Annotated in this window: 21 protein-coding genes; 14 read left to right on the plus strand and 7 right to left on the minus strand. The window is 48.2% G+C overall.

The window, feature by feature from the left end; all coding sequences use genetic code 11:
- Window positions 1-81 precede the first annotated feature (81 nt).
- Window positions 82-1,173 (plus strand): iron-sulfur cluster carrier protein ApbC, encoded by a 1,092-nt coding sequence (gene apbC, locus AC4IE7_RS09475; protein ID WP_490776588.1) that lies wholly within the window; start codon window positions 82-84, stop codon window positions 1,171-1,173.
- A gap of 107 nt (window positions 1,174-1,280) precedes the next feature.
- Here the strand turns inward: apbC and AC4IE7_RS09480 are convergent, their stop codons facing one another.
- From AC4IE7_RS09480 to rnt, 5 genes are all read right to left on the minus strand, one after another.
- Complete coding sequence (locus AC4IE7_RS09480) at window positions 1,281-1,940, minus strand: LutC/YkgG family protein (RefSeq protein ID WP_490776589.1); 660 nt, start codon at window positions 1,938-1,940, stop codon at window positions 1,281-1,283.
- Window positions 1,933-3,351: a LutB/LldF family L-lactate oxidation iron-sulfur protein gene (locus AC4IE7_RS09485; RefSeq protein WP_490776590.1), complete on the minus strand. Its 1,419-nt coding sequence runs from the start codon at window positions 3,349-3,351 to the stop codon at window positions 1,933-1,935. Before AC4IE7_RS09485 ends, AC4IE7_RS09480 begins: the two co-directional genes overlap by 8 nt.
- Window positions 3,341-4,102 (minus strand): (Fe-S)-binding protein, encoded by a 762-nt coding sequence (locus AC4IE7_RS09490; protein ID WP_490776591.1) that lies wholly within the window; start codon window positions 4,100-4,102, stop codon window positions 3,341-3,343. Before AC4IE7_RS09490 ends, AC4IE7_RS09485 begins: the two co-directional genes overlap by 11 nt.
- Window positions 4,103-4,127: 25 nt before the next feature.
- Complete coding sequence (locus AC4IE7_RS09495) at window positions 4,128-4,871, minus strand: FCD domain-containing protein (RefSeq protein WP_490776592.1); 744 nt, start codon at window positions 4,869-4,871, stop codon at window positions 4,128-4,130.
- A gap of 365 nt (window positions 4,872-5,236) precedes the next feature.
- Entirely contained in the window at window positions 5,237-5,899 is a 663-nt protein-coding gene (gene rnt, locus AC4IE7_RS09500; RefSeq protein WP_490776593.1) for a ribonuclease T, read from the minus strand.
- Window positions 5,900-6,065: 166 nt separating this feature from the next.
- On the opposite strand from rnt, the gene AC4IE7_RS09505 reads away from it, so the two are divergent.
- Window positions 6,066-6,812 carry an MlaA family lipoprotein gene (locus AC4IE7_RS09505; RefSeq protein WP_490776594.1) on the plus strand — a complete coding sequence of 249 codons (747 nt, stop codon included), beginning with the start codon at window positions 6,066-6,068 and terminating at the stop codon, window positions 6,810-6,812.
- A 54-nt stretch (window positions 6,813-6,866) separates the two neighbouring features.
- Here the strand turns inward: AC4IE7_RS09505 and pyrC are convergent, their stop codons facing one another.
- Window positions 6,867-7,901, minus strand: coding sequence for a dihydroorotase (gene pyrC / locus AC4IE7_RS09510; protein WP_490776595.1), 1,035 nt, complete (start codon window positions 7,899-7,901; stop codon window positions 6,867-6,869).
- A gap of 328 nt (window positions 7,902-8,229) precedes the next feature.
- Between pyrC and AC4IE7_RS09515 the strand changes: the two genes are divergently transcribed.
- The 12 genes from AC4IE7_RS09515 to AC4IE7_RS09570 all read left to right on the plus strand — a co-directional run bounded on the left by AC4IE7_RS09515 (window position 8,230) and on the right by AC4IE7_RS09570 (window position 24,018).
- On the plus strand, window positions 8,230-8,556 hold the full coding sequence (locus AC4IE7_RS09515) for a sulfur globule family protein (RefSeq protein WP_490776596.1): 327 nt from the start codon (window positions 8,230-8,232) through the stop codon (window positions 8,554-8,556).
- Window positions 8,557-8,643: 87 nt separating this feature from the next.
- The gene (locus tag AC4IE7_RS09520) at window positions 8,644-9,309 is read left to right on the plus strand and encodes a sulfur globule family protein (protein WP_490776597.1); all 666 of its coding nucleotides are present in this window, start codon (window positions 8,644-8,646) and stop codon (window positions 9,307-9,309) included.
- A gap of 339 nt (window positions 9,310-9,648) precedes the next feature.
- On the plus strand, window positions 9,649-12,303 hold the full coding sequence (gene aceE / locus AC4IE7_RS09525) for a pyruvate dehydrogenase (acetyl-transferring), homodimeric type (protein WP_490776598.1): 2,655 nt from the start codon (window positions 9,649-9,651) through the stop codon (window positions 12,301-12,303).
- A gap of 86 nt (window positions 12,304-12,389) precedes the next feature.
- Complete coding sequence (aceF, locus tag AC4IE7_RS09530) at window positions 12,390-13,733, plus strand: dihydrolipoyllysine-residue acetyltransferase (RefSeq protein WP_490776599.1); 1,344 nt, start codon at window positions 12,390-12,392, stop codon at window positions 13,731-13,733.
- Window positions 13,734-13,945: 212 nt separating this feature from the next.
- Complete coding sequence (locus AC4IE7_RS09535) at window positions 13,946-14,902, plus strand: cytochrome-c peroxidase (protein ID WP_490776600.1); 957 nt, start codon at window positions 13,946-13,948, stop codon at window positions 14,900-14,902.
- Window positions 14,899-18,153 carry an EAL domain-containing protein gene (locus AC4IE7_RS09540; protein WP_490776601.1) on the plus strand — a complete coding sequence of 1,085 codons (3,255 nt, stop codon included), beginning with the start codon at window positions 14,899-14,901 and terminating at the stop codon, window positions 18,151-18,153. The genes AC4IE7_RS09535 and AC4IE7_RS09540 overlap by 4 nt, the downstream gene beginning before the upstream one ends.
- 147 nt (window positions 18,154-18,300) lie before the next feature.
- The gene (locus AC4IE7_RS09545) at window positions 18,301-18,441 is read left to right on the plus strand and encodes a hypothetical protein (RefSeq protein ID WP_490776602.1); all 141 of its coding nucleotides are present in this window, start codon (window positions 18,301-18,303) and stop codon (window positions 18,439-18,441) included.
- Between the two features lie 210 nt (window positions 18,442-18,651).
- A complete protein-coding gene (locus AC4IE7_RS09550; protein WP_490776603.1) occupies window positions 18,652-18,897 on the plus strand; it encodes a hypothetical protein in 246 nt (81 codons plus the stop codon).
- Between the two features lie 374 nt (window positions 18,898-19,271).
- Window positions 19,272-20,996: a dihydrolipoyl dehydrogenase gene (gene lpdA, locus AC4IE7_RS09555; protein WP_490776604.1), complete on the plus strand. Its 1,725-nt coding sequence runs from the start codon at window positions 19,272-19,274 to the stop codon at window positions 20,994-20,996.
- Window positions 20,997-21,021: 25 nt separating this feature from the next.
- Window positions 21,022-22,215, plus strand: coding sequence for a class I SAM-dependent methyltransferase (locus AC4IE7_RS09560; RefSeq protein WP_490776653.1), 1,194 nt, complete (start codon window positions 21,022-21,024; stop codon window positions 22,213-22,215).
- On the plus strand, window positions 22,212-22,991 hold the full coding sequence (locus tag AC4IE7_RS09565; RefSeq protein WP_490776605.1) for an alpha/beta fold hydrolase: 780 nt from the start codon (window positions 22,212-22,214) through the stop codon (window positions 22,989-22,991). The genes AC4IE7_RS09560 and AC4IE7_RS09565 overlap by 4 nt, the downstream gene beginning before the upstream one ends.
- Before the next feature lie 55 nt (window positions 22,992-23,046).
- Complete coding sequence (locus AC4IE7_RS09570; protein WP_490776606.1) at window positions 23,047-24,018, plus strand: TAXI family TRAP transporter solute-binding subunit; 972 nt, start codon at window positions 23,047-23,049, stop codon at window positions 24,016-24,018.
- Window positions 24,019-24,094: 76 nt separating this feature from the next.
- On the opposite strand, the gene AC4IE7_RS09575 is transcribed toward AC4IE7_RS09570, so the two are convergent.
- Window positions 24,095-24,784, minus strand: coding sequence for a DUF481 domain-containing protein (locus tag AC4IE7_RS09575; RefSeq protein WP_490776607.1), 690 nt, complete (start codon window positions 24,782-24,784; stop codon window positions 24,095-24,097).
- Between the last annotated feature and the right edge of the window lie 61 nt (window positions 24,785-24,845).

Genomic DNA, 24,845 nt, shown 5'->3' on the forward strand with positions numbered 1-24,845 from the left:
TTCGTGTAGAATCCCCCGCCATGTAGTTTTCAGTAATATTGACGGGCCCACGTGTAGGCCTGCTTGCAGGAGTAACTGACGATGTCTGAACTGACACAAGATTCCGTAAAAGAAGCGATCAAAGCTTATATCGAACCTAATCTGGAGAAAGACCTGGTTACAGCCAAGGCTGTCAAAGGTGTAGAACTGGATGGTGGCAAGGTGAAAGTTGCGATTGAACTTGGCTTTCCTGCCAAAGGCTGTTTCGATGCTATCGAATCAGCGGTCACTGATCAGGTCAAGACACTCTCTGGTGTTGAGTCAGTTGAGGTCACTGTGAGCAGCAAGGTCGTGGCTCATTCGGTGCAAAAGGCTTTGAAACCGATTGATAACATAAAAAACATTATCGCTGTCGCCTCAGGTAAGGGCGGTGTCGGTAAATCCACAACGGCAGTCAATATCGCGCTGGCTTTGGCGGAAGAGGGTGCAAAAGTGGGTGTTCTGGATGCGGACATCTATGGCCCATCTCAACCGCGTATGCTTGGGATTACTGGCAAGCCAGACTCTAAGGATGGAAAAACACTCGAGCCGATGGAAGGTTATGGTCTTCAGGCGATGTCGATCGGCTTCCTGATTGACGAAGAGACACCGATGATCTGGCGTGGCCCTATGGTTACCCAGGCCCTGGAACAGTTGCTGAACGATACCAATTGGGACAGCCTCGATTACCTGGTTGTGGATCTACCCCCGGGTACGGGTGATACCCAGTTGACCCTGGCGCAAAAAGTTCCTGTTTCCGGTGCTGTGATCGTAACCACGCCACAGGACATTGCCCTGTTGGATGCTCGAAAAGGCTTGAAAATGTTCGAGAAGGTTGAAGTGCCGGTTTTGGGTATCGTGGAGAATATGAGTACCCATATCTGTTCGAGCTGTGGACATGAAGAGCACATTTTTGGTGAAGGCGGTGGTTCGTCCATGGCAAATCAGTACCATGTTGACCTGTTGGGTGCCCTGCCACTGGATATTCGTATTCGTGAAGAGACCGACGGTGGTAAGCCTACTGTGGTTGCTGAGCCAGAGGCGAGAATTTCTCAGATCTATCGTGAAATCGCCCGTAAGACTGCTGCCAAACTCTCTCTACAGGCAAAAGACTATGCCGCAAAATTCCCCAATATTGTTATCCAGAATAACTGATCAGTACCCATCTATATAGATCATAAGCCCGCATTATTGCGGGCTTTTTTATTTGTTTTGGATTTAGCCTGTCACGCATATTTCACCAGCTACACACCACCTATCAGCTATGTCTCAGTGATCAGCAGGACTACAAGTTCGGTTGGACCATGCACCCCATAGGCCAATGTCTGCTCAATATCTGCGCTTTTGGATGGGCCGGATATGAGCAACAGGTTGGTCGGCATCAGTTTATGCCAGCCACCCGCTTCCATGGCCTCGGAAAAAGTAGCATAGAGATTTTCGGCATCCAATATTGCAATATGTACAGGTGGAACCAAAGACCAGGTGCGTGGTTCTTCTGCTGTCGGCCAGACAATAAGGCTTCCGGTTTCTGCAATACCGGCTTTAGTCGAGGTGATAGCGGCATCAACGTCGAAAAACAGCTCCTCTTTCCATTCTGCGACACTATTTGTACGGGATACCAGTCTGCTGAGTTCATCGTCGCTGCAACTATTGTGCAGGGTTTTACCGAGTTCGGTCTCGGGAGCATAGAGAACTTTTGTCAGACCTTTCTCTTTGAGTAAGGCCGAGGCTTTGGTTGGCCACTGGTCTCTGCTTACTAAGTGAACCTCTGCTCGAACCGACGCCATCCGGGATCGAAAATGTTCGATGAGGTTCGATGCGGGTGGGAGTTCAGTTTTAAGCGCGGTATAACGCTCTGTTTCGTTTATTACAGGTTGCTGCCCCCGGAGTCGAGACAATATCTTGTTGCGGGCGTCACTCATTGTCGAATCCATTGGTTTTAGCAAGTTCATGCAGTGACCGACTGGCGGGTCGGGGCGCTTTGCGCGCCTCGGTCCAGGCACCGAGCCTATTGGGCGTCAATGCACGGAGACGGGTTACTAGAAGGCTGGCGATGCGATATATGGTTGGTTGCCGATGTGCCAGGCTCCATGCTTTCCAGATGTTACTTTCCCGGCTGCTGCGTTGGCTGCCCTGGCCTCTGGTCAGAGCAGTACCGTCGTTGCGAACCCTTTCGTAGCGCAGTCGGTTCAATAGTTGAGGTATTGGAATGCGAACGGGGCAGACCTCCGCACAGGCGCCACATAAAGTGGATGCTGTGGGCAGTTCACCTATATTGTCGAGTCCAAGTTTCTGCGGTTCAAGTATGGAACCGATGGGGCCAGGAATGGTGGTGCCGTAGGCGTGGCCACCGATACGGGCATAGACCGGGCAATGGTTCATGCAGGCACCGCAACGGATGCAGCGTAGGGTATTGATCAGTTGATCGTCTTCGTAAATGTGTGAGCGACCATTGTCGAGCAGCACCAGATGGACTTCTTCGGGACCATCTTTTTCACCAGGTTTGCGGGGTGAACTGATCATATTGAAGTAGGTGGTGATAGCTTGTCCGGTTGCAGAGCGGGTCAATAGGCTGAGCAGGGGAGGCACATCGGAAAGTTTCTCGACGACTTTTTCGATACCCGTAACAGCGATATGTACCTGAGGTGCGGTGGTGCACATGCGGCCGTTGCCTTCATTTTCTACCAGGCATAACGTGCCGGTTTCCGCTACTGCGAAATTGACCCCGGAGAGTCCGACTTTTGCTTCGTAGAAACGGCGACGCAGTATTCGGCGAGCACTTCTGGTCAGGGTGTCGACGTCTTCACTGTAGGGGATGTCTGGAAACTTCTCCTTGAACAGCCTGGCGATATCCTTCCCGGTCTTGTGTATGGCTGGCATCACGATATGAGATGGTGGCTCGCCGGCAAGTTGCAGAATAAATTCGCCCAGATCAGACTCCAGACATTCGATGCCCTGTTGTTCGAGGAAATGGTTCAGTGCCATCTCTTCAGAGACCATGGATTTGCCCTTAATCAACAGCCTGGCATCGTGTTGTCGCATTATATCGAGAATGATGTTGTTACCGTCTTCAACGGTTTCGGCCCAATGAACTTGTATGCCGTTAGCCTGGCATTGCCGCTCCAAGCGTTCCAGCAGCTCCGGTAGTTTGCTTAATGCATTAACTCTGATTTCTGCGCCACGTAAGCGTAATCTTTCCAAGGCCTCTGCATCAGGGAAGGCATCGAGACGCTTACTCATAAAGCCATCCATGGCTTTGCGGAAGCTGACGCGTAAATTACTGTCTGCTACTGCAGTCCGCACACGAGCATGGAAATCGCCACTACTCTGCATGATGTGTGCGCTCCCAGATGAAATTCGCAATATGCTGGCTCTGCAGCTCTTGCTCTTGATGGGCCAGGTGTCCTGATATATTCATAAGACAGCCGCAATCGCCGCTGACTAAAGTTGTGGCGCCGGTAGCAGTAATCGCTGCTGCTTTTTCGCGCACCATGGCGGTGGAAATTTCGCCATGTTTTATAGCAAAGGTGCCGCCGAAGCCACAGCACTCCTTTTTGTGCGATTGTTGCAGAACCTGCACATTGTCGAGTTGTTCCAGTAAGGCTTCGTGCTCTCCTGCGACCCCCATTTCACGGCGGGCGGAGCAGGAGGTGTGCAGTGCAACTTGGGTCGGTTCGCCCAGATCAACGAGTTTTATATCGAGAACACGCACTAGAAACTCGGTAAGTTCGTAGACACGTTTTGAGAGTTCAACCGCAGCTTCGTAGTCTGCAGTATCCTTGAACAAGGCAGGGTAGTGATGCTTGATCATAGCGGCGCATGAGCCGGAGGGTACTACCACTGGATAGGGTTTGGCGAAACAACGCAATTGAGCGGCAGCAACCTTCCTCGCTTCATCCCGGTATCCGGAATTCCAGGCCGGCTGTCCGCAGCAGGTTTGATCATTCGGGAAGATAACGCGAACACCCTCTCTGCGAATCAGCTCCATGCCAGCCAGTCCGGCTTCCGGGTAGAGCAGGTCGATCAAACAGGTACCGTAGAAATAGATCTCTTCGGGTTTATTTTTTTGTGGGAGATTTGACATCTTGGTTTGCTCTGGAGAAGAGGGGTTATGAAGCCAGTCCACGTAGAGATCGTTGTTTACTGGCTGTGGCCCGGTCAATTTGCTGCAGGGATTCCTCTACGAAAACCATATGTGCCTGGGCTGCTTGCCTGGCTCTTTCCGGATCACTGTCAAGGATCGCCTGTAACAGACGTTGATGCTGGGTGCTTAAGGGTTCAAAGACCTTGGGAAGAGTATATAGCTTGTCCAGGTTGTGGCTGATGCTGTTTTGCAACAAGGTGAATAATCCACGCATGACATGTAGCAGAACAAGATTGTGTGAGGCTTCGACAATGGCTAGATGGAATTCAGCATCAGCTCGGGCTTCATCCATCGGATCGGTATATCTGCCGTGCTGTTCGATCATCTCTCTGAATCTGGCCTTGATGTTCTCTTTATCTTCCTGGGTGCCACGTAAAGCCGCGTAGTATGCGGCCGTACCTTCCAGAGCATGACGAATTTCGAGTACATCATATCGAGACTCAGGTAGATCCCTTAGCAGAGCGAGCAATGGATCGACAAAAGAGGGTTCCAATCCCTCGCAGACATAGGTACCTCCACCTCGCCGGGTAGAGAGCAATCCCTTGCTGTTGAGTTTCTGGATGGCTTCCCTCAGAGAGGGGCGGGATACCTCTAACTGCGCTGCGAGATCGCGTTCAGCAGGTAATCTTTCACCAGCTTTAAGGTCTCTTTCTGCAATCATTGTTTCCAGGGTTTCCGCTATTTGATCGGATAGCCGTTGCTGTTTCATAGGCCTCTATTTCTTATTTGGCATGACCAATTAAAGAGGAGTCTAGTTGTTTTTTAGAAAAACGGAAGAGATATTGTATCTATATGAATAAACATAAAAAAATAGGAATATGACTATTAAAACAGAGTTTAATAGGTAAATAATGTTTTTCGGCATTGTGATATTTTCAAAAATATTAGCCGATTTATTAATTGGTAAGACCAATTAAATCGACTCTGCTGCGCTTTTTATCCACACAATTGATCGAGAATCAAAAGGGGGAGATCGGCTGGGTCACTTACTGGCTGTAAAACAGCCATCCCTGACATATTGAGGCAAGGTGGTCGCTGCAGGGCCTGATGCTCCCCCTTAGCTGGGACGAGCCTCTAAGTCTGATCAGTTGGTACTGTGTTAGCAGGCAGGCCGTTGTTGCCGGATATCTGCTGCCAATGATTGATGATGGTGCAGAAGAGTTTTGCTGTCTGTTCCGTATCATAGATCGCTGAATGGGCCTGAGCACCATCCCACTCGATGCCAGCAGCCTTGGCCGCCTTAGCCAACACTGTCTGGCCATAAACCATGCCAGCAAGGGAGACAGTGTCGAAAGTGCTGAACGGGTGGAAAGGATTGCGTTTGACTGCAGCGCGTTGCACCGCGGCATTCAGGAAACTGAGGTCAAAAAAGGCGTTATGCCCAACAAGAATGGCCCTTTTGCAACCACTTGCTTTGATCGCTTTGCGGATTGGTGTAAAAAGTTGTTTCAGGCCTTGCGCTTCAGAGAGTGCCTCACGGAATGGATGGTCAGGATCAATACCATTGAACTCCAGCGCTTTAGGATCAATATTCGCGCCTTCAAATGGTTCAATATGGCAGGAATATGTCTCTACAGAATAGAGTAGACCTTGTTCATCCATAGCCAGGATGGTTGCTGCGATCTCAAGCAGGGCGTCTTTGGTGGGGTCAAAACCACCCGTCTCTACATCGACTACGACTGGCAGATAGCCTCGGAAACGTTGTGCGATGGCAATATTATAGGTAGTTTCATTCATCGGCCAAGGATAATGAAAACCCACCACTATTTCGAGAATATTTAGTTTTTTTTCCCAACTGAGGAACGAAGGTTTACAATCGCCCTGTCAGCGCGGCTTCTTCTTGCTTAAGATGGGCTGTATGTTTCCAATATATTCTTACCATTAGTCACTGAGTCTGTATGTCGTGTTAAAAAGGATTCTAGCTCTCTTTATCCCTCTGCTTTTTCTATCTGGATGCGCCAGCTTCCAGAGTCAGCATCCTGCCGATCCTATTGAGTCGTTCAATCGGAAATCAGATCAGTTCAACCAGGACCTCGATCGTGCTGTCGCTAAACCTATTGCTCAGGGTTACCGATATGTCACGCCAACAGTTATCGATTTAGGCGTCACCAATTTTTTCAGAAATCTCGCCGATATTCCTTCAGCAGCCAACAATCTGCTGCAATTAAAACCCGGTCGTGCCCTTTCAGACCTTGGGCGGGTGTGCATCAACTCAACCCTTGGTATTTTTGGGTTATTCGATGTGGCCAGTGATATGGGGATGCCGAGCTACAAAGAGGATATGGGGCAGACATTAGGCTACTGGGGTATGGGGGATGCACCCTATTTGGTTGTTCCTTTTCTTGGTCCAACAACCTTACGCGATCTCCTGGGTAGAGTGGGTGACACATTAATCAATCCGATCAGCTATCCCTCACAATCAGCTTATCTTGCCTTGAGTACACTGCAGCTCGTTGATATTCGCGCTGATCTGTTGGAAGCGGGTAATGTCTTGGATGAAGCGGCCGTGGACAGATATGCCTTTCTCCGGGAATTCTATCTGCAGCAACGACGGTCGATGATCATGGATGGGCCTAATCATATGGACGATGACGAGTTGTTCGATGAGTCTCTCTTCGAAGATGAGCAGATGTTCGATGATTCCCAGTAATTGATGTCAGGAGTAGCTTGCTGAGCTGTATGAGACCATCAGTCTCAGCTCGTACTATTCTGAGACTATTTGCCAGTGAATCGGTTGACCTGCTCTCAATGGAACTACCCGATCTTCACCAAAACGGTAACTTTCTGGTGCTTCCCAGTCAGCTTTTTCTAATGTGACCTGTTGCTGATTACGTGGTAGACCATAAAAGTCGGGGCCATGCAGACTGGCGAATCCTTCCAATTTATCGAGCGCGTTCTCTGCGTCAAATATCTCAGCGTAAAGTTCAATTGCTGCATGGGCTGTATAGCAGCCGGCGCATCCACAGCCACACTCTTTGGCATGCTGGGGATGGGGGGCGCTGTCAGTGCCAAGAAAGAAGCGGGGATCTCCACTGGTTGCGGCTTTGATGAGTGATTCCTGGTGTATTTCCCGCTTCAGTATGGGTAGACAGTAGTAGTGGGGTCTGATACCCCCTGCCAGCATGTGGTTTCTGTTGAACATCAAATGCTGCACAGTGATCGTGGCACCAATCGATCCGCCGCTTGCCATAACAAAATCGACAGCATCACGGGTGGTGACATGTTCAAACACCATCGACAGCTCCGGGAAGTCCTTTCTGAGTGGGGTCATGTGACGGTCGATGAAGACCTTTTCACGATCAAAGATATCGACCTGTTGATCCGTTACCTCAGCGTGAACCAATAGTGGAATGCCTTCCTTTTGCATGGTCTCCAACACAGGATAGAGTGCACGAATGTTGGTGACACCTGCATCAGAGTTTGTTGTTGCTCCAGCCGGGTAGAGCTTGATTCCATGAATATATCCACTCTGCTTTGCCTTTATCACCTCTGCGGATGTCAGTCGGTCAGTCAGATAGAGCGTCATCAGCGGTGTGAACCCGGTATCGTCAGGCAGTGCATCAAGAATACGTTGACGATACTCGATAGCCATTTTGGTATTGGTAACCGGGGGTTTTAAGTTTGGCATTACAATCGCTCTGGCAAACCGCTCTGCGGAGTGTGCTACGACTGAGGCCATGCCCCCATCATCGCGTAAATGAAGGTGCCAATCGTCAGGTTTCGTCAGTGTTATGCGCATTTCTCGATATCAGTTCTGTTGAGTGGTGCTATTTGCTTCAGGTCGGAGTCAAGGGAGTGTGTTGGACTATTGTCTCACATAATAAGGTGTGGGTTGGTGCTGATCCATACCCTATAGAAGGATAGAAGGTGTCTATTTCATTCCTGGAAACGGGTAGGGGCTTTTGATCGTCGTTTACTTAGATATTGACTATTTAAAACAAATTCACAATTGAAAATTGTTATTTGTTAATTTTAGTATTTTCTAATATTCTATGTCTTGAAAGCTACGCGGTATCTGCTTTCTCAGAAAATTCTAAGATGACATTCTATCTCGAGGAGAGTGAAAAATGAAAAAGACCGTTCAAGTTGCCGCTGCTGCTGCTCTTATCGTTGCTTCTGCTACTGCTTCTGCATGGTGGGGTGGTCCTGGCTACAACCGTGGTTACGGTAATGATGGTTGGGGTGACGGCTGGGGCGATGGCTCTGGTGACTTCAGCTTTGGTATGAGTGGTAGTGCCCGTGGTTCTGGTTATGGTCGTGGTTACAACAACTACCGCGATTACTATGGCTATGGCCCATATGGTTATGGTGCACCTTATGGCTACGGATATGCGCCTTACGGCTATCCTGCTGCTCCTGCAGCGCCAGCTGCACCTGCTGCACCTGCTAAATAAAGCGGTTTACTAAAGGATATCTCGCACAAGGATGTGCCTAGATGACACGCGTAGTTTTTAAAAACACAGATTTTTGGGTATAAAAAAATGAAAAAGATTTCTATCATTGCTGCAGCAATCACTATGGCAGCCAGTTCCGCAACCGTTAATGCCTGGTGGGGCGATAACTGGAGTGACGATTTTTTTGGTGATGGTTTCGGTGCCGGAGATTTTGACTTCTCATTCAACATGCGCGCCCGTGGTAACGGTTCTGCCCGTGGCTATGGTAATGGTTATGGCTATGATGCACCTTACTATGGCTATGCACCATACTATCAGGCACCTGCCCTGACTGAAGAGCAGAAGAGTGCTATGGCCGATCAGCAGAAAGCATTTGCAGAACAGCAAAAGGCTTTCGCTGAACAGCAGCAGAAAGCTTTCGAACAGGCTGTTGCTGCACAACGTCAGTATGCTGAGCAGTTCAACAACGATCCTTTTGCCTCCAGAGAAGCTGAAATGAAAGCTATCAAGGAGCGTCAGGAAGCCCAGCGCCAGCAGATGATGGCTCATTTCGATAACATGCCTAACCGTCCTGAAATGCCTGAAGCAATCGCTAAACGCATGGAAGAGTCTAAAGTCCGTCACGACGAAATGATTAAAGAGATGGAGACTCGTCGTGCAGAATCCATGAAGCAGATGGAAGAGCGTCGTAAGGTTGCTATGGAGCGTAAGCCTTTCGAAATGCCTTCATTTGGCGCACGTAAAGAGATCTGATCTAGATATCACTTCTATCAAAGAGCGCATCCAGGGGGTTCCTGGATGCGCTTTTTTTTTGTCTGCAGGAAACAGATGACGGTCATCTATGTCGCACTCTGTTGCAAACCTGATATTTTGTAATTCAATTGTAAAAACAATGTATTAGGTCATTAAAAATAATCATCACATAACGCTGAAATCGTCTTCGTCTTGCTGTATATTACGCGGATCAATCCAAATTATTGGTTATCTAAATAGTTTTCTTTCGTACTCCGTTTGCTGATTTTGGAGATACATAGGATATTGCGGTGGGGTACCCGATTCCCTGACGCCAAACTGAACAGCTAGAGAATAACAATGCCGAGTAGACCAGATATCGACCCTATTGAGACACAAGAGTGGTTGGACGCCCTTGAAGCCGTCCTTGAAAACGAGGGCGTGGAACGCGCGCACTTTTTGATCGAACGTTTGGTCGATAAGGCCCGTCGATCTGGGGCTCATCTCCCCTTCAGTGCCAATACCGCTTATGTCAATACTATTCCAGTAACCAAGCAGCAGCGATTTCCCGGTGATCGAGCCATGGAGCGCCGTATTCGTTCCTTTATACGCTGGAATGCAATGGCGATGGTGGTTCAGGCGAACCGAATCTCGACAGAGCTTGGAGGACATATCTCAAGCTTCGCCTCAAGTGCGACTCTGTTTGATGTTGGCTTTAACCATTTTTTCCATGCCCCTACCAAAGAGCGGGATGGAGATCTGATCTTTTTTCAAGGCCACTCTGCTCCGGGGGTCTATGCCAGAGCATACCTCGAAGGCAGGATTAGTGAAGAGCAGCTCTATAGTTTTCGTCAAGAGGTGGATGGCCACGGGCTCTCCTCCTATCCACACCCCTGGTTGATGCCTAATTTCTGGCAGTTTCCTACAGTTTCCATGGGACTTGGGCCATTAATGGCCATCTATCAGGCGCGATTTATGCGTTACCTTCATGACCGGGGAATGGTCAATAGCAAGGAGCGTAAGGTGTGGGCCTTCTGTGGAGATGGAGAGATGGATGAGCCTGAAGCGTTGGGTGCAATTTCTCTTGCTGGCAGAGAGCGTCTTGATAATCTTGTATTCGTCATTAACTGCAACCTGCAACGTCTTGATGGTCCGGTTAGAGGTAACGGTAAGATTATTCAGGAGCTGGAAGCTGTATTCCGTGGAGCGGGCTGGAATGTGCTGAAGGTTATTTGGGGTGGATATTGGGATCCTCTCTTTGCCCGGGATAAAAACGGCATACTACTAAAGCGTATGGAAGAGTGTGTCGACGGTGATTATCAAGCCTACAAAGCGAAGGGCGGCGCTTATACCCGAGAGCATTTTTTCGGTAAATATCCCGAGCTTGAAGAGATGGTTGCCAATATGACTGAGGAGGACATCTGGCGTCTCAACAGAGGAGGACATGATCCTCACAAGGTGTTTGCTGCTTATGCAGAGGCGACTGCACACACAGGCCAGCCGACAGTAATTCTTGCAAAAACCGTCAAAGGCTACGGTATGGGAGTGGCAGGAGAGGGTCAGAACATAACCCATTCACAGAAGAAGATGGGGGAGGCTGCTCTAAAAGCGTTTCGAGACAGATTTAATATCCCGATTTCAGATGATCAGATTGGTGCGGCGCCATTCTATAAGCCTCCGGCAGATAGCCCGGAGATGAAATATATGCATGAGCAGCGTAGCAAACTGGGTGGTTTTCTACCTCAACGACGTACCAAAGTAGAACCTTTGACCGTTCCGCCTATGGAGAATTTCAAGGCGCTGTTGGAAGGTAGTGGTGATCGTGAGCAATCAACCACAATGGCATTTGTACGTCTGCTGAATATGCTCGTCAGAGATAAAAAACTGGGTAAGCAGATAGTACCTATAGTGCCGGATGAAGCGCGAACATTCGGAATGGAGGGTATGTTCCGGCAACTGGGTATCTACTCCTCGGTTGGCCAGCTCTATGAACCGGTGGACGCCGACCAGGTGATGTTCTATCGAGAGGATAAGAAAGGTCAAATACTACAGGAGGGTATCAATGAAGCCGGTGCCATGTCCTCCTGGATAGCGGCTGCTACCTCCTATAGTAATCATGGGGTCACTATGATCCCCTTCTATATTTACTACTCCATGTTTGGTTTTCAGCGTATCGGAGATCTGGCCTGGGCAGCGGGCGATATGCAAGCGCGCGGGTTTTTAATTGGGGGCACAGCAGGTAGGACGACACTGGCAGGTGAGGGTTTGCAGCATCAGGATGGGCATAGCCATCTTATGGCAGCAACCATTCCCAATTGTGTCTCCTATGACCCTGCGTTTGCCTATGAAATGACGGTGATCGTTCTGGATGGTATGCGCAGGATGTATCAGGATCAGGAGAATGTTTTCTACTACATCACTGTGATGAATGAGAATTACATTCAACCTGAGATGCCTGATGGTGTGGAAGAGGGTATTGTCAAAGGGCTATATCTCTTGCAAAAAGGGGGCAAGCAGAAGAAACGTGTTCAGCTGCTGGGCAGTGGCACAATATTACGAGAGGTGCTTGCAGCGGCTGAGCTGCTTGAAAAAGACTTCAAAGTCACCGCAGATGTCTGGAGTGTAACCAGTTTTACTGAATTGCGACGGGATGGACTGAAAGCTGAACGTTGGAATACCCTGCATCCAGAAGATACACAGAGAGTCAGCTATGTCACTCAGCAGCTCTCTGGGCAGAAGGGGCCTGTTGTAGCAGCTACAGATTATATTCGTAGTTATGCTGATCAAATTCGCCCCTTCGTCCCCGGCTCCTACAGTGTTCTCGGTACCGATGGGTATGGACGAAGCGACATGCGGAGTCAGTTGCGAAAATTCTTTGAAGTCAATCGTTACTATGTGGCGATTGCTGCCTTGAAATCACTTGCTGACCAGGGTGAGCTAGAGATGGAAGTGGTCAGTCAGGCGATCAAGAAATATAAAATAGATCCGGACAAGCCCAACCCCTGTAGCGTGTAACGCGTGTTATGAAAAAGGCGTGAGTTGGTCAGTGCGGCCAATTAGAAAAACAGATAGAGCCTGAATGGCAATAAAGAGGACGAGACGTGGGTAAAACGACAGATGTACTGTTACCTGATATTGGTGATTTCGAATCGGTAGAGGTCATAGAGATCCTGGTTTCCGAAGGTGACGAAGTCTCCGTTGAAGAGTCCCTACTGACCCTGGAGAGCGATAAAGCAACCATGGAGATTCCCTCTCCTCATGGGGGTAAGGTCAAGCAGCTACAAGTTAAGGTGGGTGACCGGATCAGTGAGGGTGATGTCATTCTTACCATTGAATCGAGCGATAGCGATGCGACTGTCACTGATGAGGTAGATGCAGGTTCAGGGCCGGCTGCTGAAGAGCTGGAAACCGTTCAGGCTCCTGCACCATCACCTAGTGATCATGGAGCTGAGACAGATATGTCGAACCGTCGTCCTGGTGATAAGGAGAGACTCGTTCCGCCTGTGCCTGAAGCTATGGCTATCTCCAGTGGGGAAGGGGTTCCTCATGCCAGTCCATCGGTAAGACGTCTTGCCCGGGAATTGGGGGTAGATCTCTCCCTGGTCAAAGGTAAGGGGCCGAAACAGAGGGTTTTAAAGGATGATGTACACAACTTCGTAAAGCAGTCGTTACGTCGGGGAGAGACAGGTAGAACGGGTCGCGGCGCTTTTGAAATGCCAGCTGGCCCAGAAGTGGATTACAGCCGTTTTGGTGAAGTAGATATTCAACCAATGGGGCGCATAAAGAAGATCAGCGCTGCGCATCTGCACCGCTGTTGGTTAACCGTTCCTCATGTAACTCAATTTGATGATGCGGATATTACCGAATTGGAGGCTTTTCGTAAGTCACAGAAATCGATAGCTGAACAGCAGCAGATCCGTCTTACTCTGATGCCTTTCCTGATGAAGGCTGTTGCTGCCGCGCTGGTTGAGATGCCAGCATTCAATGCAGCACTGGATAGTGAGGGAGAGTCTCTGGTCTATCGAAAATATGTCAATATCGGTGTCGCTGTCGATACTCCGAATGGATTGGTGGTACCGGTTATTCGAGATGTGGACAAAAAAGGTATTTTCGAACTGGCTTCTGAATTGATGACAATCAGTGCTAAGGCAAGAGATGGCAAATTGGCTCCCGGTGATATGCAAGGGGGGTGCTTTTCCATCTCAAGTTTAGGTGGCATAGGGGGAACAGCATTTACCCCAATTGTGAATGCCCCTGAGGTCGCTATACTCGGCGTATCCAGGAGTGCGATGCAGCCTGTGTGGGATGGTAGTGGGTTTCAGCCACGACTCATGCTGCCGTTGTCGCTTTCATATGATCATCGCGTAATCGATGGCGCAGAGGGTGCCCGTTTTACCCGCTTGTTGTCATCCTTGTTGGGTGATATACGCAAGTTATTATTATAATAATCAGTGAGGAATGTTTTTTTAAGGCCCTGGTAACACTTGCAGCTATCGAGTGGGATTCCTGTTTTGTTGATAAAGTTATAGATGAGTTGTCCGCTAAAGAGTGTAGCTGGCTTAAATTTATACTTTTATTACTTAGGGCGCAGTTAACCCAGTAGAAAGGATTTCGGATTGGCACATCAGGTGTCAAGAGGGTTGCTGCGATTGAAAATATGCGTAACCTTTTGTTTTTGATGATTATATTGATCCTGCACTCTTTGGGTGTTTGGGCTGATGATCGCAAAAATGAACCGATTCTCCCCCTTTCTGTGACTGCAGCGTTAAACTCAAGGCTGGTCGCACTTGGGGATCAGCTATTTCACGACAAACGTCTTTCCCAGGATAACAGTATAAGCTGCGCCAGCTGCCATGTGCTCTCCTCCGGTGGTACCGACAAATTGGCCCGTTCAGTCGGGGTTGGTGGGGCTGTTGGTCCAATCAAAGCACCGACGGTCTACAACAGTAGCTACAATCTATCCCAGTTTTGGGATGGTCGATCTGAGACCCTTGAGGCTCAGGCTGCAGGTCCGGTACATAACCCCCTTGAAATGAACTCCTCCTGGCTGGAGGTGATATCAAAACTCAGCAGAGATTCTGCCATGGTAGAGCGATTCAATGAGTTGTTTGAAGATGGCATCACTGGAAAAAATATCACAATTGCGATTGCTGCATTTGAGCGCTCTTTGGTGACGATAAATTCCCGCTTTGATCTTTGGTTGAAAGGAGAAGGGACGCTAAGCGAGCAAGAGATTCGGGGCTATCGTCTGTTTAAGAGCTATGGTTGCATCAGTTGTCACCAGGGGGCAAATGTTGGCGGCAATATGTATGCATATATGGGGGCCATGGGGGATTATTTCAAAGATAGAAATGGTGGAATTACAGAGGCAGACTATGGCCGTTTCAATGTCACCGGCAAGAAGGAGGATAAACACTATTTCAAGGTACCCAGTTTAAGGCTGGCGTTTATAAATGCACCCTATTTTCATGATGGTTCTGCTAAAAGCCTGGATGATGCTGTACGTATCATGGGGCGATACCAGCTAGGACGAGAGATTCCCAACCACCATATTGCAGATATTGTTGCATTTTTACATACACTGGCTGGTGAGCATGCCAGATTCAAACCATGATTAAGTTGTTCAAGTCAATCGGTGCTAAACGCGGCTTCCTGCTGATCGGGTTAAGCTTGGCTTTTGCAATGCTCCTTGCGCTATTCTGGAATGATGAATCCAAGGGTTACACTGAAATTTCTCAACACTTACTCCATCTAAAGAAACTGGATGCCAGTCTCGATCGAGACATGTTGAGTATCGCTTCATTTCTGATGGTCCAATATGATCCGCTTGTGGAGACCTCCTACCGTATCAAGGCGCTGAAAAAAGAGATAGATCGAGTTATAGACGAATATGAAGATGAACATGAACAGGTCAATGAGCGATCTATCACGGATCTATTTAATATCTATTGGCAGGGGATAGATGAAAAGCTTCTCCTATTGGAGAAAATAAAATTCCAGGCTGCTGTGGTGCGCAATGGTATTCACTATCTGCCAATCATAGCTAAAGAGTTACAACAAGCAGATCCAGAAACATACGAATCTATTCTTGCGCTCATAAACAAGCTCTATGCCTTTCACCTGTTTGCCACCAATACTCAATTCACAGAAATTAAGCACGCATTGCAAGAGATGAAGAGAGTTGTTTTACCGGATTCAGAGAATCAGGCTTTACTGGAGCAAATTCTATTTCATGTTGACTCCAATCTCCTTGGTGTGACTGAATTAGGCTCTTTAAAAAATCGCTACTTAGCCGTGCCAAGTAATAGCAATTTTGAGGATATTCACACCGAGCACGAAGATAACAGGATTGCTGAGACAGCGAGAAAGCGGCAGTTAATAATGCTCTTGGCGGTAGCTGTATTTATCCTGATTATAGGATTATGGCAACTGGTAAAGAGTCTGTATATCGCCCATCAAGAGTCGAACCGCTCATGGTATCGGTTACATGATGCGGTGAATAATCTATCCGAAGCCTTTGCGCTTTTCGATTCAGATGGAAACCTGGTGTTATTCAACCACCGCTTTGAAGATTTCTACCCTTGGCTCAAAGAGCGGGTTGAAAATATCAGCTTGAATGAGTTACAAGCTACGGCAGGCGGGCGTGTAAAAAACCGAAATCTGGAGGGAGAGCCGGTTATCGATTCGCTGCCCAGAGGACAATATCTTGAAGAGCTGGAAAATGGCACTTGGTATCTTGCGAGTAACAACAGAACCACAGAGGGTGGGCTCGTCTGCGTAAGAAGTGATATTACAGAGTCAAAACGGGCTGAAGCTGATTTGCGTAAATTGGGCAGGGTTCTTGAGCAGAGTCCTGCTTCAGTAGTGATAACCAATACGGACGGTATTATCGAGTATGTAAATCCCAGATTTGAAAAAGTATCAGGTTACTCCGCTAAGGAAGCAGTTGGGAAAAATCCAAGATTTTTGCAGGGTGGAGATAAGACAAAGCTCGATTACCAGGAGATGTGGGTGAGCCTGCTGGCTGGTAAAGAGTGGCGTGGAATGTTTCATAACAGGCGAAAAGATGGTTCGATCTATTGGGAATCCGCATCAATATCACCATTGAGAGATGAGCGAGGTACGATAACTCATTTCATTGCTGTCAAAGAGGATATCACGGCACAGAAACGGGCAGAGGATCAGTTGAGAATGAATGCCACGGTATTTGATACAACTGCCGAAGGTATTATGGTGACCGATGAAGAGAACAGGATAAAAACAGTCAATCCAGCATTCACAAGAATTACTGGCTATAGCCAGGAAGAGGTGCTGGGGCGTATGCCGAACATCCTCAGTTCAGGAAGACATAGCAAATCATTTTACGAGAAATTATGGGAATCGGTATTACAGAAAGGTTATTGGTCGGGAGAGGTTTGGAATCGTCGTAAGGATGGGAGTGTTTTTCCTGAGTGGTTATCAATTTCATCGATCAAGGGTGAGAATGGCGTCGCCAAGGAGTTTGTTGCAGTCTTCTCTGACATAACCAAACATAAAGAGGATGAGGAGCAGATTCGCTATCAGGCAAACTATGATGCACTCACTGGATTACCAAATCGCTCATTACTCTCTGATCGACTGAACCAGGCAATAGTTTCCGCTCACCGTGAAAACTGGATGCTCGCAGTTCTGTTTCTCGACCTTGATCATTTTAAAGTGGTCAATGATACCTTCGGACATGTCGTAGGTGATGAGTTGTTACAACTCGTATCTGCACGAATAAAGGCCTGTCTGCGAGAGTCAGATACAGTAGCCCGCTTTGGTGGTGATGAATTCGTTATTCTTTTACAGGATGTGACAGAAATGGATTCCGTGGCTCATGTGGCGGCAAATATCATCGAACAAATTACCAGAGTCTTTTCACTCTACGGGCGAGAGATATATATAGGGGCGAGCATAGGTATCACAGTCTATCCTGACGATGCGGTCAATGCAGACTCACTGTTGCGAAATGCCGATATGGCGATGTACCAAGCCAAAGAGCAAGGTAGAAATACTTATCAGTTCTTTACCGCTTCCATGCAGCAACATACCTTGGAGCGCAGGCAGTTGGAATTGGATCTGCGACAGGCAATCAAGCGTGATGAGTTGGAAGTCTACTATCAGCCCGTTATCAATCCGAAGTTGAATAAAGTTGTCAGTGTAGAAGCTCTATTGCGCTGGCATCATCCGCATCGTGGTATGGTTTCTCCGGCACTATTTATTCCAGTCGCTGAAGACAGTGGTCAGATAGGTCCGATTGGTGATTGGGTCTTGAATAAATCGTGTCAGCAGTTGAAAAAATGGCATGATGCCGGGTTAAGTGATTTGAAGATGGCAGTAAATCTTTCCAGTCGCCAAAGAGAGCTGGGGCTAGAGGCGGATCATCTTAAGAAGGTTTTGGATGAGACGGGAATCTCTTCTGACTTCCTTACACTTGAGATAACAGAGAGCCTGTTGATGAGAGATACAGATGAGGCAATGGCCTGGTTATCTGGTTTCAAGGAACTTGGGGTGTCACTCTCCGTTGATGATTTTGGTACTGGATACTCCTCATTGAGTTATCTTAAACGATTCCCAGTGGATGCGCTTAAAATTGACCGCTCCTTTGTTTGCGACCTGCCGAATGATCTTGAAGATGTAATACTGGTTAAGACGATTGTGGCGATGGCGGATAGTCTCAATCTGGCACTGGTTGCAGAAGGCGTTGAGACTAAAGAGCAGGCAGAATTTTTAGTCGATGTTGGCTGTGAAAATCTGCAAGGCTACTACTATTCACGGCCCCTTACAGCTGAGGGTCTGGATGATTTGCTTAAAGGGGAGTTGCTGGAGACTGGTACAACTTGAGACGCCGGATCAGCCAGCTGAGTCTACCTTAAATCTGCTCCGTCTGAAGGTATTCAGATCTTTCAAAAGCGATTCGACTACGCCTTGTCTGAAGGTTTGGACGTCTCGTCTGCCATTACCCAGAGCTTCTTGTTGGTTAGAGCAAATATGCAAGAGACCAGCAGTATCAATACACCTGCAAATATTACAGTGCTCGAAATCATTTCGGTTGTTTCTATTGCCATACTCTCTAACCCCTGTCTGCTGGATGAAAAGGCTGCAAAACTGATTGCACAAAAAACAGTTTAGACTGGGTGAGGTTATTGATCTACCGAATGGTATTAATAGAAAGTATTGATTTTTGAAGGGGTATGGTTATAAATTAATCTAAAGATATTTGCACGCTGATTAATCAATATCGGTGCCTAAGTCACATCCTCAATCTCCAATTGATTATATAAAAACCTGCCTGGAAGATTTAGGCTAAACCCAAGAATATGGAAATTGAGGAATGAAATCATGAATAGACTGACCATTGCAGTTGCCGCATCCATTGCCCTTACATCAGTTGCTTGTGGAAAATCGGCTGAGACAGAGAGCAGCAGTTCTGCAGCACCGACTTCCATGACAGAGCAATCCCAACAATCTGTTGCTGAATCTGCTACAGATCAGGGAACGGTACAATCCGAACAGGCCGCTTTTGAAGCTGTTGGCTCGGCAGGGAGTAACGAGAGCGCGGGTTCTGAGGTGTCTGGAGATAAGTAGTTAATAACTAACAGAACTCTACACTGAGTCAACTCTTGGCTCTATCAAATCCGCGGCTAAAAGTCTCAAATGCTTAGGGACTTCAAGTTAGGGCTTACTGGCAACTGATGCTTGACCATGAGCGCTGTTGAAGTCCCGATAGCTAAGCCCTCTCCCTCAGATTTCTGAATGACGTTTTTTGCAATTACCGGAAGAGATACCCTCTCTGGATCAATTTGCATCACTCCAGTGCAATGCATGGTTCGCTCTCAGCGGCAGAAATGCTATAAAGGGCTAATAGAACCCCATATTTACAGCGTTCTGAGCAGAGGCATCGAATAGATTTGCCCTTAAATAGCGCAAACTTAGACAACAAAAAACTGAGAGGAGCCTACATGAGTGGCATTGTCGACGTGACCCTTCCCGATATTGGTGATTTCGAGCAGGTTGATATCATCGAAATTCTGGTATCCCCTGGTGACCGGGTAGATGCAGAGGATTCTATTATCACTCTGGAGAGTGACAAAGCGACAATGGATATCCCTTCCCCTCATAGTGGCACGATCAAGGAGGTAGTGGTCAAGGTTGGGGAGAAGATCTCCATGGGTGCCACTATTCTTAAGCTGGAGCTGGAATCAGGAGCGAATGTAAACGAGAAACCAGAACCAACTAAAGCGCCGGTTTCAGATGTAGTGAAAGGTGCAGCAGACAAACAGGTTGATGTGGTGGTTCTTGGTGCTGGGCCAGGTGGCTATACTGCAGCATTTCGAGCTGCAGACCTGGGCAAGCGGGTGATTTTGATAGAACGATATGATGCCCTTGGGGGGGTATGTCTGAATGTAGGTTGTATACCGTCAAAGGCGCTACTTCATGCAGCAGCTGTGATCAATGAAGCCGCTGAAATGGCCGAGCTGGGGGTCAGCTTTGGTAAGCCAAAAGTGGATCTGGAGAAGTTACGGGCTGGCAAGGATAAGGTAGTACAAAAGCTTACCGGCGGATTAAAAGCTCTGGCTAAACAGCGAAAAGTAGAGGTTGTTCATGGGATTGCCCGCTTTGAGTCTCCAAAAAGGATTGCGGTGAATGGTGCTGAGGGTACGACCTCCATCGATTTTACCGATGCCATCATTGCCTGTGGCTCCAGTCCGGTGAAGATTCCGGGTTTTCCAAACGATGATCCCAGGCTGATCGACTCTACTGGCGCACTGGAGCTTGCAGATATCCCTAAGCGCATGTTGGTTGTGGGGGGAGGCATTATCGGGCTTGAGATGGCGACGGTGTATAGCACTCTGGGTAGCCAGATCGATGTGGTTGAATTACAGGAGAATCTGATTCCAGGTTGTGACCCGGATCTGGTTCGTCCTCTACAGAAACGCATTAAAAGTCGTTATAAAAATATCATGTTGGGCACCAAAGTAACCGATATACAGGCGCAGAAGAGTGGCCTCAAGGTTACTTTTGAAGGTAAACAGGCCCCTGAAAAGCCACAAAGCTACGACCGGGTACTGGTTTCAGTGGGGCGTGTTCCGAATGGTAAAAAAATCAATGCGGAAGCCGCAGGGGTCAATGTGGATGAACGGGGTTTCATCCCGGTTGACCAACATATGCGAACCAATGTACCGAATATCTATGCAATTGGTGACGTGGTGGGGCAGCCGATGCTGGCCCATAAAGCCACTCATGAAGCCAAGGTGGCTGCAGAAGTGATCGCAGGTCTGCCTGCCAGTTTCGATCCAATGACTATCCCATCAGTGGCCTACACTGATCCTGAAGTTGCCTGGATGGGTTTGACCGAAACTGAAGCCAAGGCCCAGGGTATAGAATATGAGAAAGGGGCATTCCCCTGGGCCGCCAGTGGTAGAGCGCTGGGTATTGGCCGGGAAGAGGGGGTGACCAAGCTACTGTTTGATCCCAAGACTCACCGTATTCTGGGTGCGGGTATCGTTGGTCCAAACGCTGGGGAGCTGATTGGTGAGACGGTGCTGGCCCTGGAAATGGGGGCCGATGCTGAAGATATCGGCTTAACCATACACCCCCACCCAACTCTGAATGAGACCATCTGTTTTGCAGCAGAAATGGCCGAGGGCAGCATTACAGATCTGATGCCACCAAGAAAGCGCTAATTTCTGGAAAACCAGTTTGGACAGGGTGACAGCCGCCGTTCGGGCCTTTTATGAGGCCCATCCCTACCCGTCGGGTAACAAGCCCTTCTGTGACGGTTACCATGGACGGCTGCTGTTGAGCTATATCGAACGACCTCAGGGTATCCCGCAATATCTCCATATTCTTGAGGCAGGCTGCGGACGGGGAGTCAACCTTACAGCTGTGGCGACAAAGGAGAGTCGGGATCAGTTCATTGGCATCGATATCAATCGTGTGGCCATTGAAGAGGCATCGGCAAGGGCAAAAGCTCATCGCCTATCCAATCTCAACTTCCAGGTGGCGGACCTTCTCGATAGCACAACCCTGCCTGAGAAGGGGAGAGGGTTCGATGTCATACTCTCCTATGGCGTCCTGCACCATCTCAAAGATCCACTAAAGGGGTTACAGCGGCTCGCTGAGTATCTGGCGCCTCATGGGGTGATAGGGTTTATGGTGGATGGCAGCTACGGTCGACAACCGCTGGATCGCTATCTTCAAGCACTGGATATTATCTCACCAGATGCAGAGACGGATCGCCATGCCTATGCAAAGGCCCTTGCCCAAGTTGCAGAAGAGGGTGTTTTCAAGGGGAACTGCTGGCAAGGAACTGCTTTCGTGGATGAGGTGGAGTTTGCTGATCGCTGTTTGCATGTCCATGAGCAAAGCTATGATATCAATGGCTTATGGGATCTGCTCGAGGCAGCAGGATTGCGCTTTATACGCTGGCATGAGACTTTGGATTGGTCTGTTGCGGCTATGACTGACGATGCGGATCTCTCTACGCAACTGAGAGCACTTGATCCGAGGGAGCGTTATCAAGTGGTTGAACGGTTGGCTTACCGGCCTAAGTTGACTCTGGTGGCGTCACGTATAGGGGATGAGCCTCGTAAACCACTGAAGAGAGCAGAACTGATGGCAACTAAATTTGCTCTAAACCCTCAGCTGCAACCTACTGAAGATGAGAGTGGAAAGGTGAATTGGTCTCTTCGAGGACGTCCACTGCCGATCAACAATGATCGACTAACGGATCGACTGATTTCGCTGGCGTCAGAATCGGGAGCCACATTCACCTATCAAGAAATTCTGCAACGTCTTGGTGATCAACAAGTCACTGAAGCGCAAGCTCTGGAACTGTTCACTCAGATGTTGGCTTGTGAATGCTTCTACGCTCCCCATGGGATAGATCCAGGATTAGCATGAGTAAAGATCCACTGCTCTACTACAGGGATTTGGGTGATAAAAGCGGACCTGTCCTTTGTCTCATGCATGGCCTGTTCGGTTCATCAAGCAATTGGATGGGCATAGTTCGCAGGCTTCAGAACGACTACCGAGTCATTGTGCCTGATCTGCGTAATCATGGCAGATCCCCTCATCGGGATGAGATGAACTATCCAGTGATGGTTGAGGATCTGATGCAGCTGCTCGATACCCTTGAGCTGCCCAGTCTATCCCTGCTGGGTCACAGTATGGGGGGTAAAGTTGCGATGTGGGCAGCCCTCACCCATCCGGAACGGATCGATAGGCTGGTGGTTGCTGATATTGCTCCAGTTGCCTATGGTAACCGTTTTACCTCTATCTTTAAGGGATTGGATGAGATGCCTCTGCAGCAACTTCAAAATCGTGAAGAGGCAGACAGTCATCTTTCAAAATCTGTTGTGGATCGAGGGGTGCGACAATATCTATTACAAAATCTGCTAAAACAGGAGCAGGATTGGGTCTGGCGGTTTAATCTGCAGGTATTGCAGAGCGCCTTGCCCGCCCTCTCAGGTTTTCCCGTAATTGGAGAAAGTGTCTATCCTGGTGATGTACTATTTATTCATGGTGAAAGATCCGATTATGTAAACAGTGACGCACTAAAAGTGATTCAACACTGTTTTCCTCACAATCGACAACGAATGATACATGGCGCCGGGCATTGGCTTTACGCTGAACAACCTGATCAGTTTGCTCAGGCAGTGAGCAATTTTTTGAAATGAACTGACTATCGATGGTAGGTATCGATTGAATCAGATAATAGCGAATTATTAAAAAATGAATGTAATTGGAGGAAGCATGAAAAAGGTTCTTGGACTCGGTCTGTTGCTATTGCCGTTGCTCAGTGTCAGCGCTGAGCAACAATTCATCAGTATTGGAACAGGTGGTCTTACCGGGGTTTACTATCCCACTGGTGGTGCGATCTGTCGGCTGCTGAACAAAGGCCGGAAAACGCACGGTATTAGATGCTCAGTTGAATCCACTGGGGGTTCGATCTTCAACCTCAATACGATCGCAGCGAAGGAACTCGATTTTGGTGTTGCCCAATCCGATTGGCAATATCATGCCTATAATGGCAGCTCAAAATTTACCAAACAGGGCGAGAATAAGAGTCTGAGAGCGGTTTTTTCCATCCATAGTGAACCCTTTACAGTGATGGCTCGCAAAGAGAGTGGCATCGAGGCGTTTACAGATCTTAAGGATAAAAGGGTTAATATTGGCAATCCAGGATCGGGTCAACGGGGCACAATGGAAGTTTTAATGGAAAAACATGGCTGGAGTAAGCAGGCGTTCAAACTTGCCTCAGAGTTGAAGGCGACCGAGCAGGCCAGAGCCTTATGCGATAATAAGATAGATGCCATGGTCTATGTGGTGGGGCATCCCAATGCCTCGATTAAGGAAGCTGCGACCGCCTGCGATACCCGACTTGTCTCAGTTAAGAGTGAATTAGTTGAAAAGCTGATTGAAACCACACCATATTATGCACCGGCTTCCATACCTGGAGGGATGTATCAAGGGAGTGAATCTGATACCCCCACCTTTGGTGTCAAGGCAACCCTGGTCTCATCTGAGCATGTGGATGATGAGGTGGTCTATCAACTTGTAAAGACGGTGTTTGATAACCTGGATAAATTCCGCAAACTCCATCCGGCTTTTGAGCATCTTCAGGCCGAGGATATGTTGCAGGGTAATAGCGCCCCTTTTCATGATGGCGCAATACGTTATTACAAAGAAAAAGGGTGGTTGTAGTAGAGGGAATCGCAGGGTTAAGGTGACTCTCCTTAAACCTGCTAGCGCGGCAGGGTGCGGCCCTGCCGCACCACACTCATATCTGCCATATCAATGATAGATGATAGGTGAAATCGTTTTTCTCCTGCTCATCACTTGCGCTGCTGTCGTATTCGTTTTTCAATCCGAGCTTAATCGCCAGATTGCGTGCTTCAGACATTTTCATGGCCCAGTTTATTGTTGTCAGGTTTCTGTACTCTCCAGTCTCGTCAAGGTCGGGATAGAAGGCATTTGAAAATTCGAATCTCTCGTGTTCTGAGATGATCCAACCCAGGTCGAGGCCAAGTAACAGTTCTGGTGTAGAGATATCCTCACCGTCACCCCGGCTGATAAAGCCACCCAAACCAGCTCGGCTGGCAATATCCCAGCTTTCATTCTTGATGTGTTGATAGCCGATACCACTGGAGGCTGATATACGATCATCCCAATCCTTGAACTGATTCCAGTCATACCGACCTTGCATGTAGGAGAACCAGGGGATACCAGGCCAGATCCACTCTCTTTTCAGATCTGCAAAGAAGCGATTGGCAGAAACATCTCCATCACTTTTTGCGCGGTCATAAGCTGTTGAAAAGTTCCAGGCTTTTTCCAGATCAGTGTATTCGGTACTAAACCCAAGATGAATATTCATGGTATCGCTGTTTCCAGATGCGCCGTTTAAGCCCATTTCCAGCTGATGTTTCCAGGGCTTGGCGGCTGTTTCATCAGCGATGGCGGTCTGACTCAATACTGAGCTGATTAAGAGTGTTAGAGTAGAAGCAAGTGATTTGAATCGCATTGTTTAGATT

Source organism: Candidatus Thiodiazotropha sp. AKAK3 (genome assembly GCF_058244645.1).

Coding starts and splice junctions, on each gene's coding strand:
- apbC (WP_490776588.1), top strand. CDS start 82: ATGTCTGAACTGACACAAGATTCCGTAAAAGAAGCGATCAAAGCTTAT.
- AC4IE7_RS09480 (WP_490776589.1), bottom strand. CDS start 1,940: ATGAGTGACGCCCGCAACAAGATATTGTCTCGACTCCGGGGGCAGCAA.
- AC4IE7_RS09485 (WP_490776590.1), bottom strand. CDS start 3,351: ATGCAGAGTAGTGGCGATTTCCATGCTCGTGTGCGGACTGCAGTAGCA.
- AC4IE7_RS09490 (WP_490776591.1), bottom strand. CDS start 4,102: ATGTCAAATCTCCCACAAAAAAATAAACCCGAAGAGATCTATTTCTAC.
- AC4IE7_RS09495 (WP_490776592.1), bottom strand. CDS start 4,871: ATGAAACAGCAACGGCTATCCGATCAAATAGCGGAAACCCTGGAAACA.
- rnt (WP_490776593.1), bottom strand. CDS start 5,899: ATGAATGAAACTACCTATAATATTGCCATCGCACAACGTTTCCGAGGC.
- pyrC (WP_490776595.1), bottom strand. CDS start 7,901: ATGCGCATAACACTGACGAAACCTGACGATTGGCACCTTCATTTACGC.
- AC4IE7_RS09515 (WP_490776596.1), top strand. CDS start 8,230: ATGAAAAAGACCGTTCAAGTTGCCGCTGCTGCTGCTCTTATCGTTGCT.
- AC4IE7_RS09520 (WP_490776597.1), top strand. CDS start 8,644: ATGAAAAAGATTTCTATCATTGCTGCAGCAATCACTATGGCAGCCAGT.
- aceE (WP_490776598.1), top strand. CDS start 9,649: ATGCCGAGTAGACCAGATATCGACCCTATTGAGACACAAGAGTGGTTG.
- AC4IE7_RS09535 (WP_490776600.1), top strand. CDS start 13,946: ATGCGTAACCTTTTGTTTTTGATGATTATATTGATCCTGCACTCTTTG.
- AC4IE7_RS09540 (WP_490776601.1), top strand. CDS start 14,899: ATGATTAAGTTGTTCAAGTCAATCGGTGCTAAACGCGGCTTCCTGCTG.
- AC4IE7_RS09545 (WP_490776602.1), top strand. CDS start 18,301: ATGCAAGAGACCAGCAGTATCAATACACCTGCAAATATTACAGTGCTC.
- AC4IE7_RS09550 (WP_490776603.1), top strand. CDS start 18,652: ATGAATAGACTGACCATTGCAGTTGCCGCATCCATTGCCCTTACATCA.
- lpdA (WP_490776604.1), top strand. CDS start 19,272: ATGAGTGGCATTGTCGACGTGACCCTTCCCGATATTGGTGATTTCGAG.
- AC4IE7_RS09565 (WP_490776605.1), top strand. CDS start 22,212: ATGAGTAAAGATCCACTGCTCTACTACAGGGATTTGGGTGATAAAAGC.
- AC4IE7_RS09570 (WP_490776606.1), top strand. CDS start 23,047: ATGAATGTAATTGGAGGAAGCATGAAAAAGGTTCTTGGACTCGGTCTG.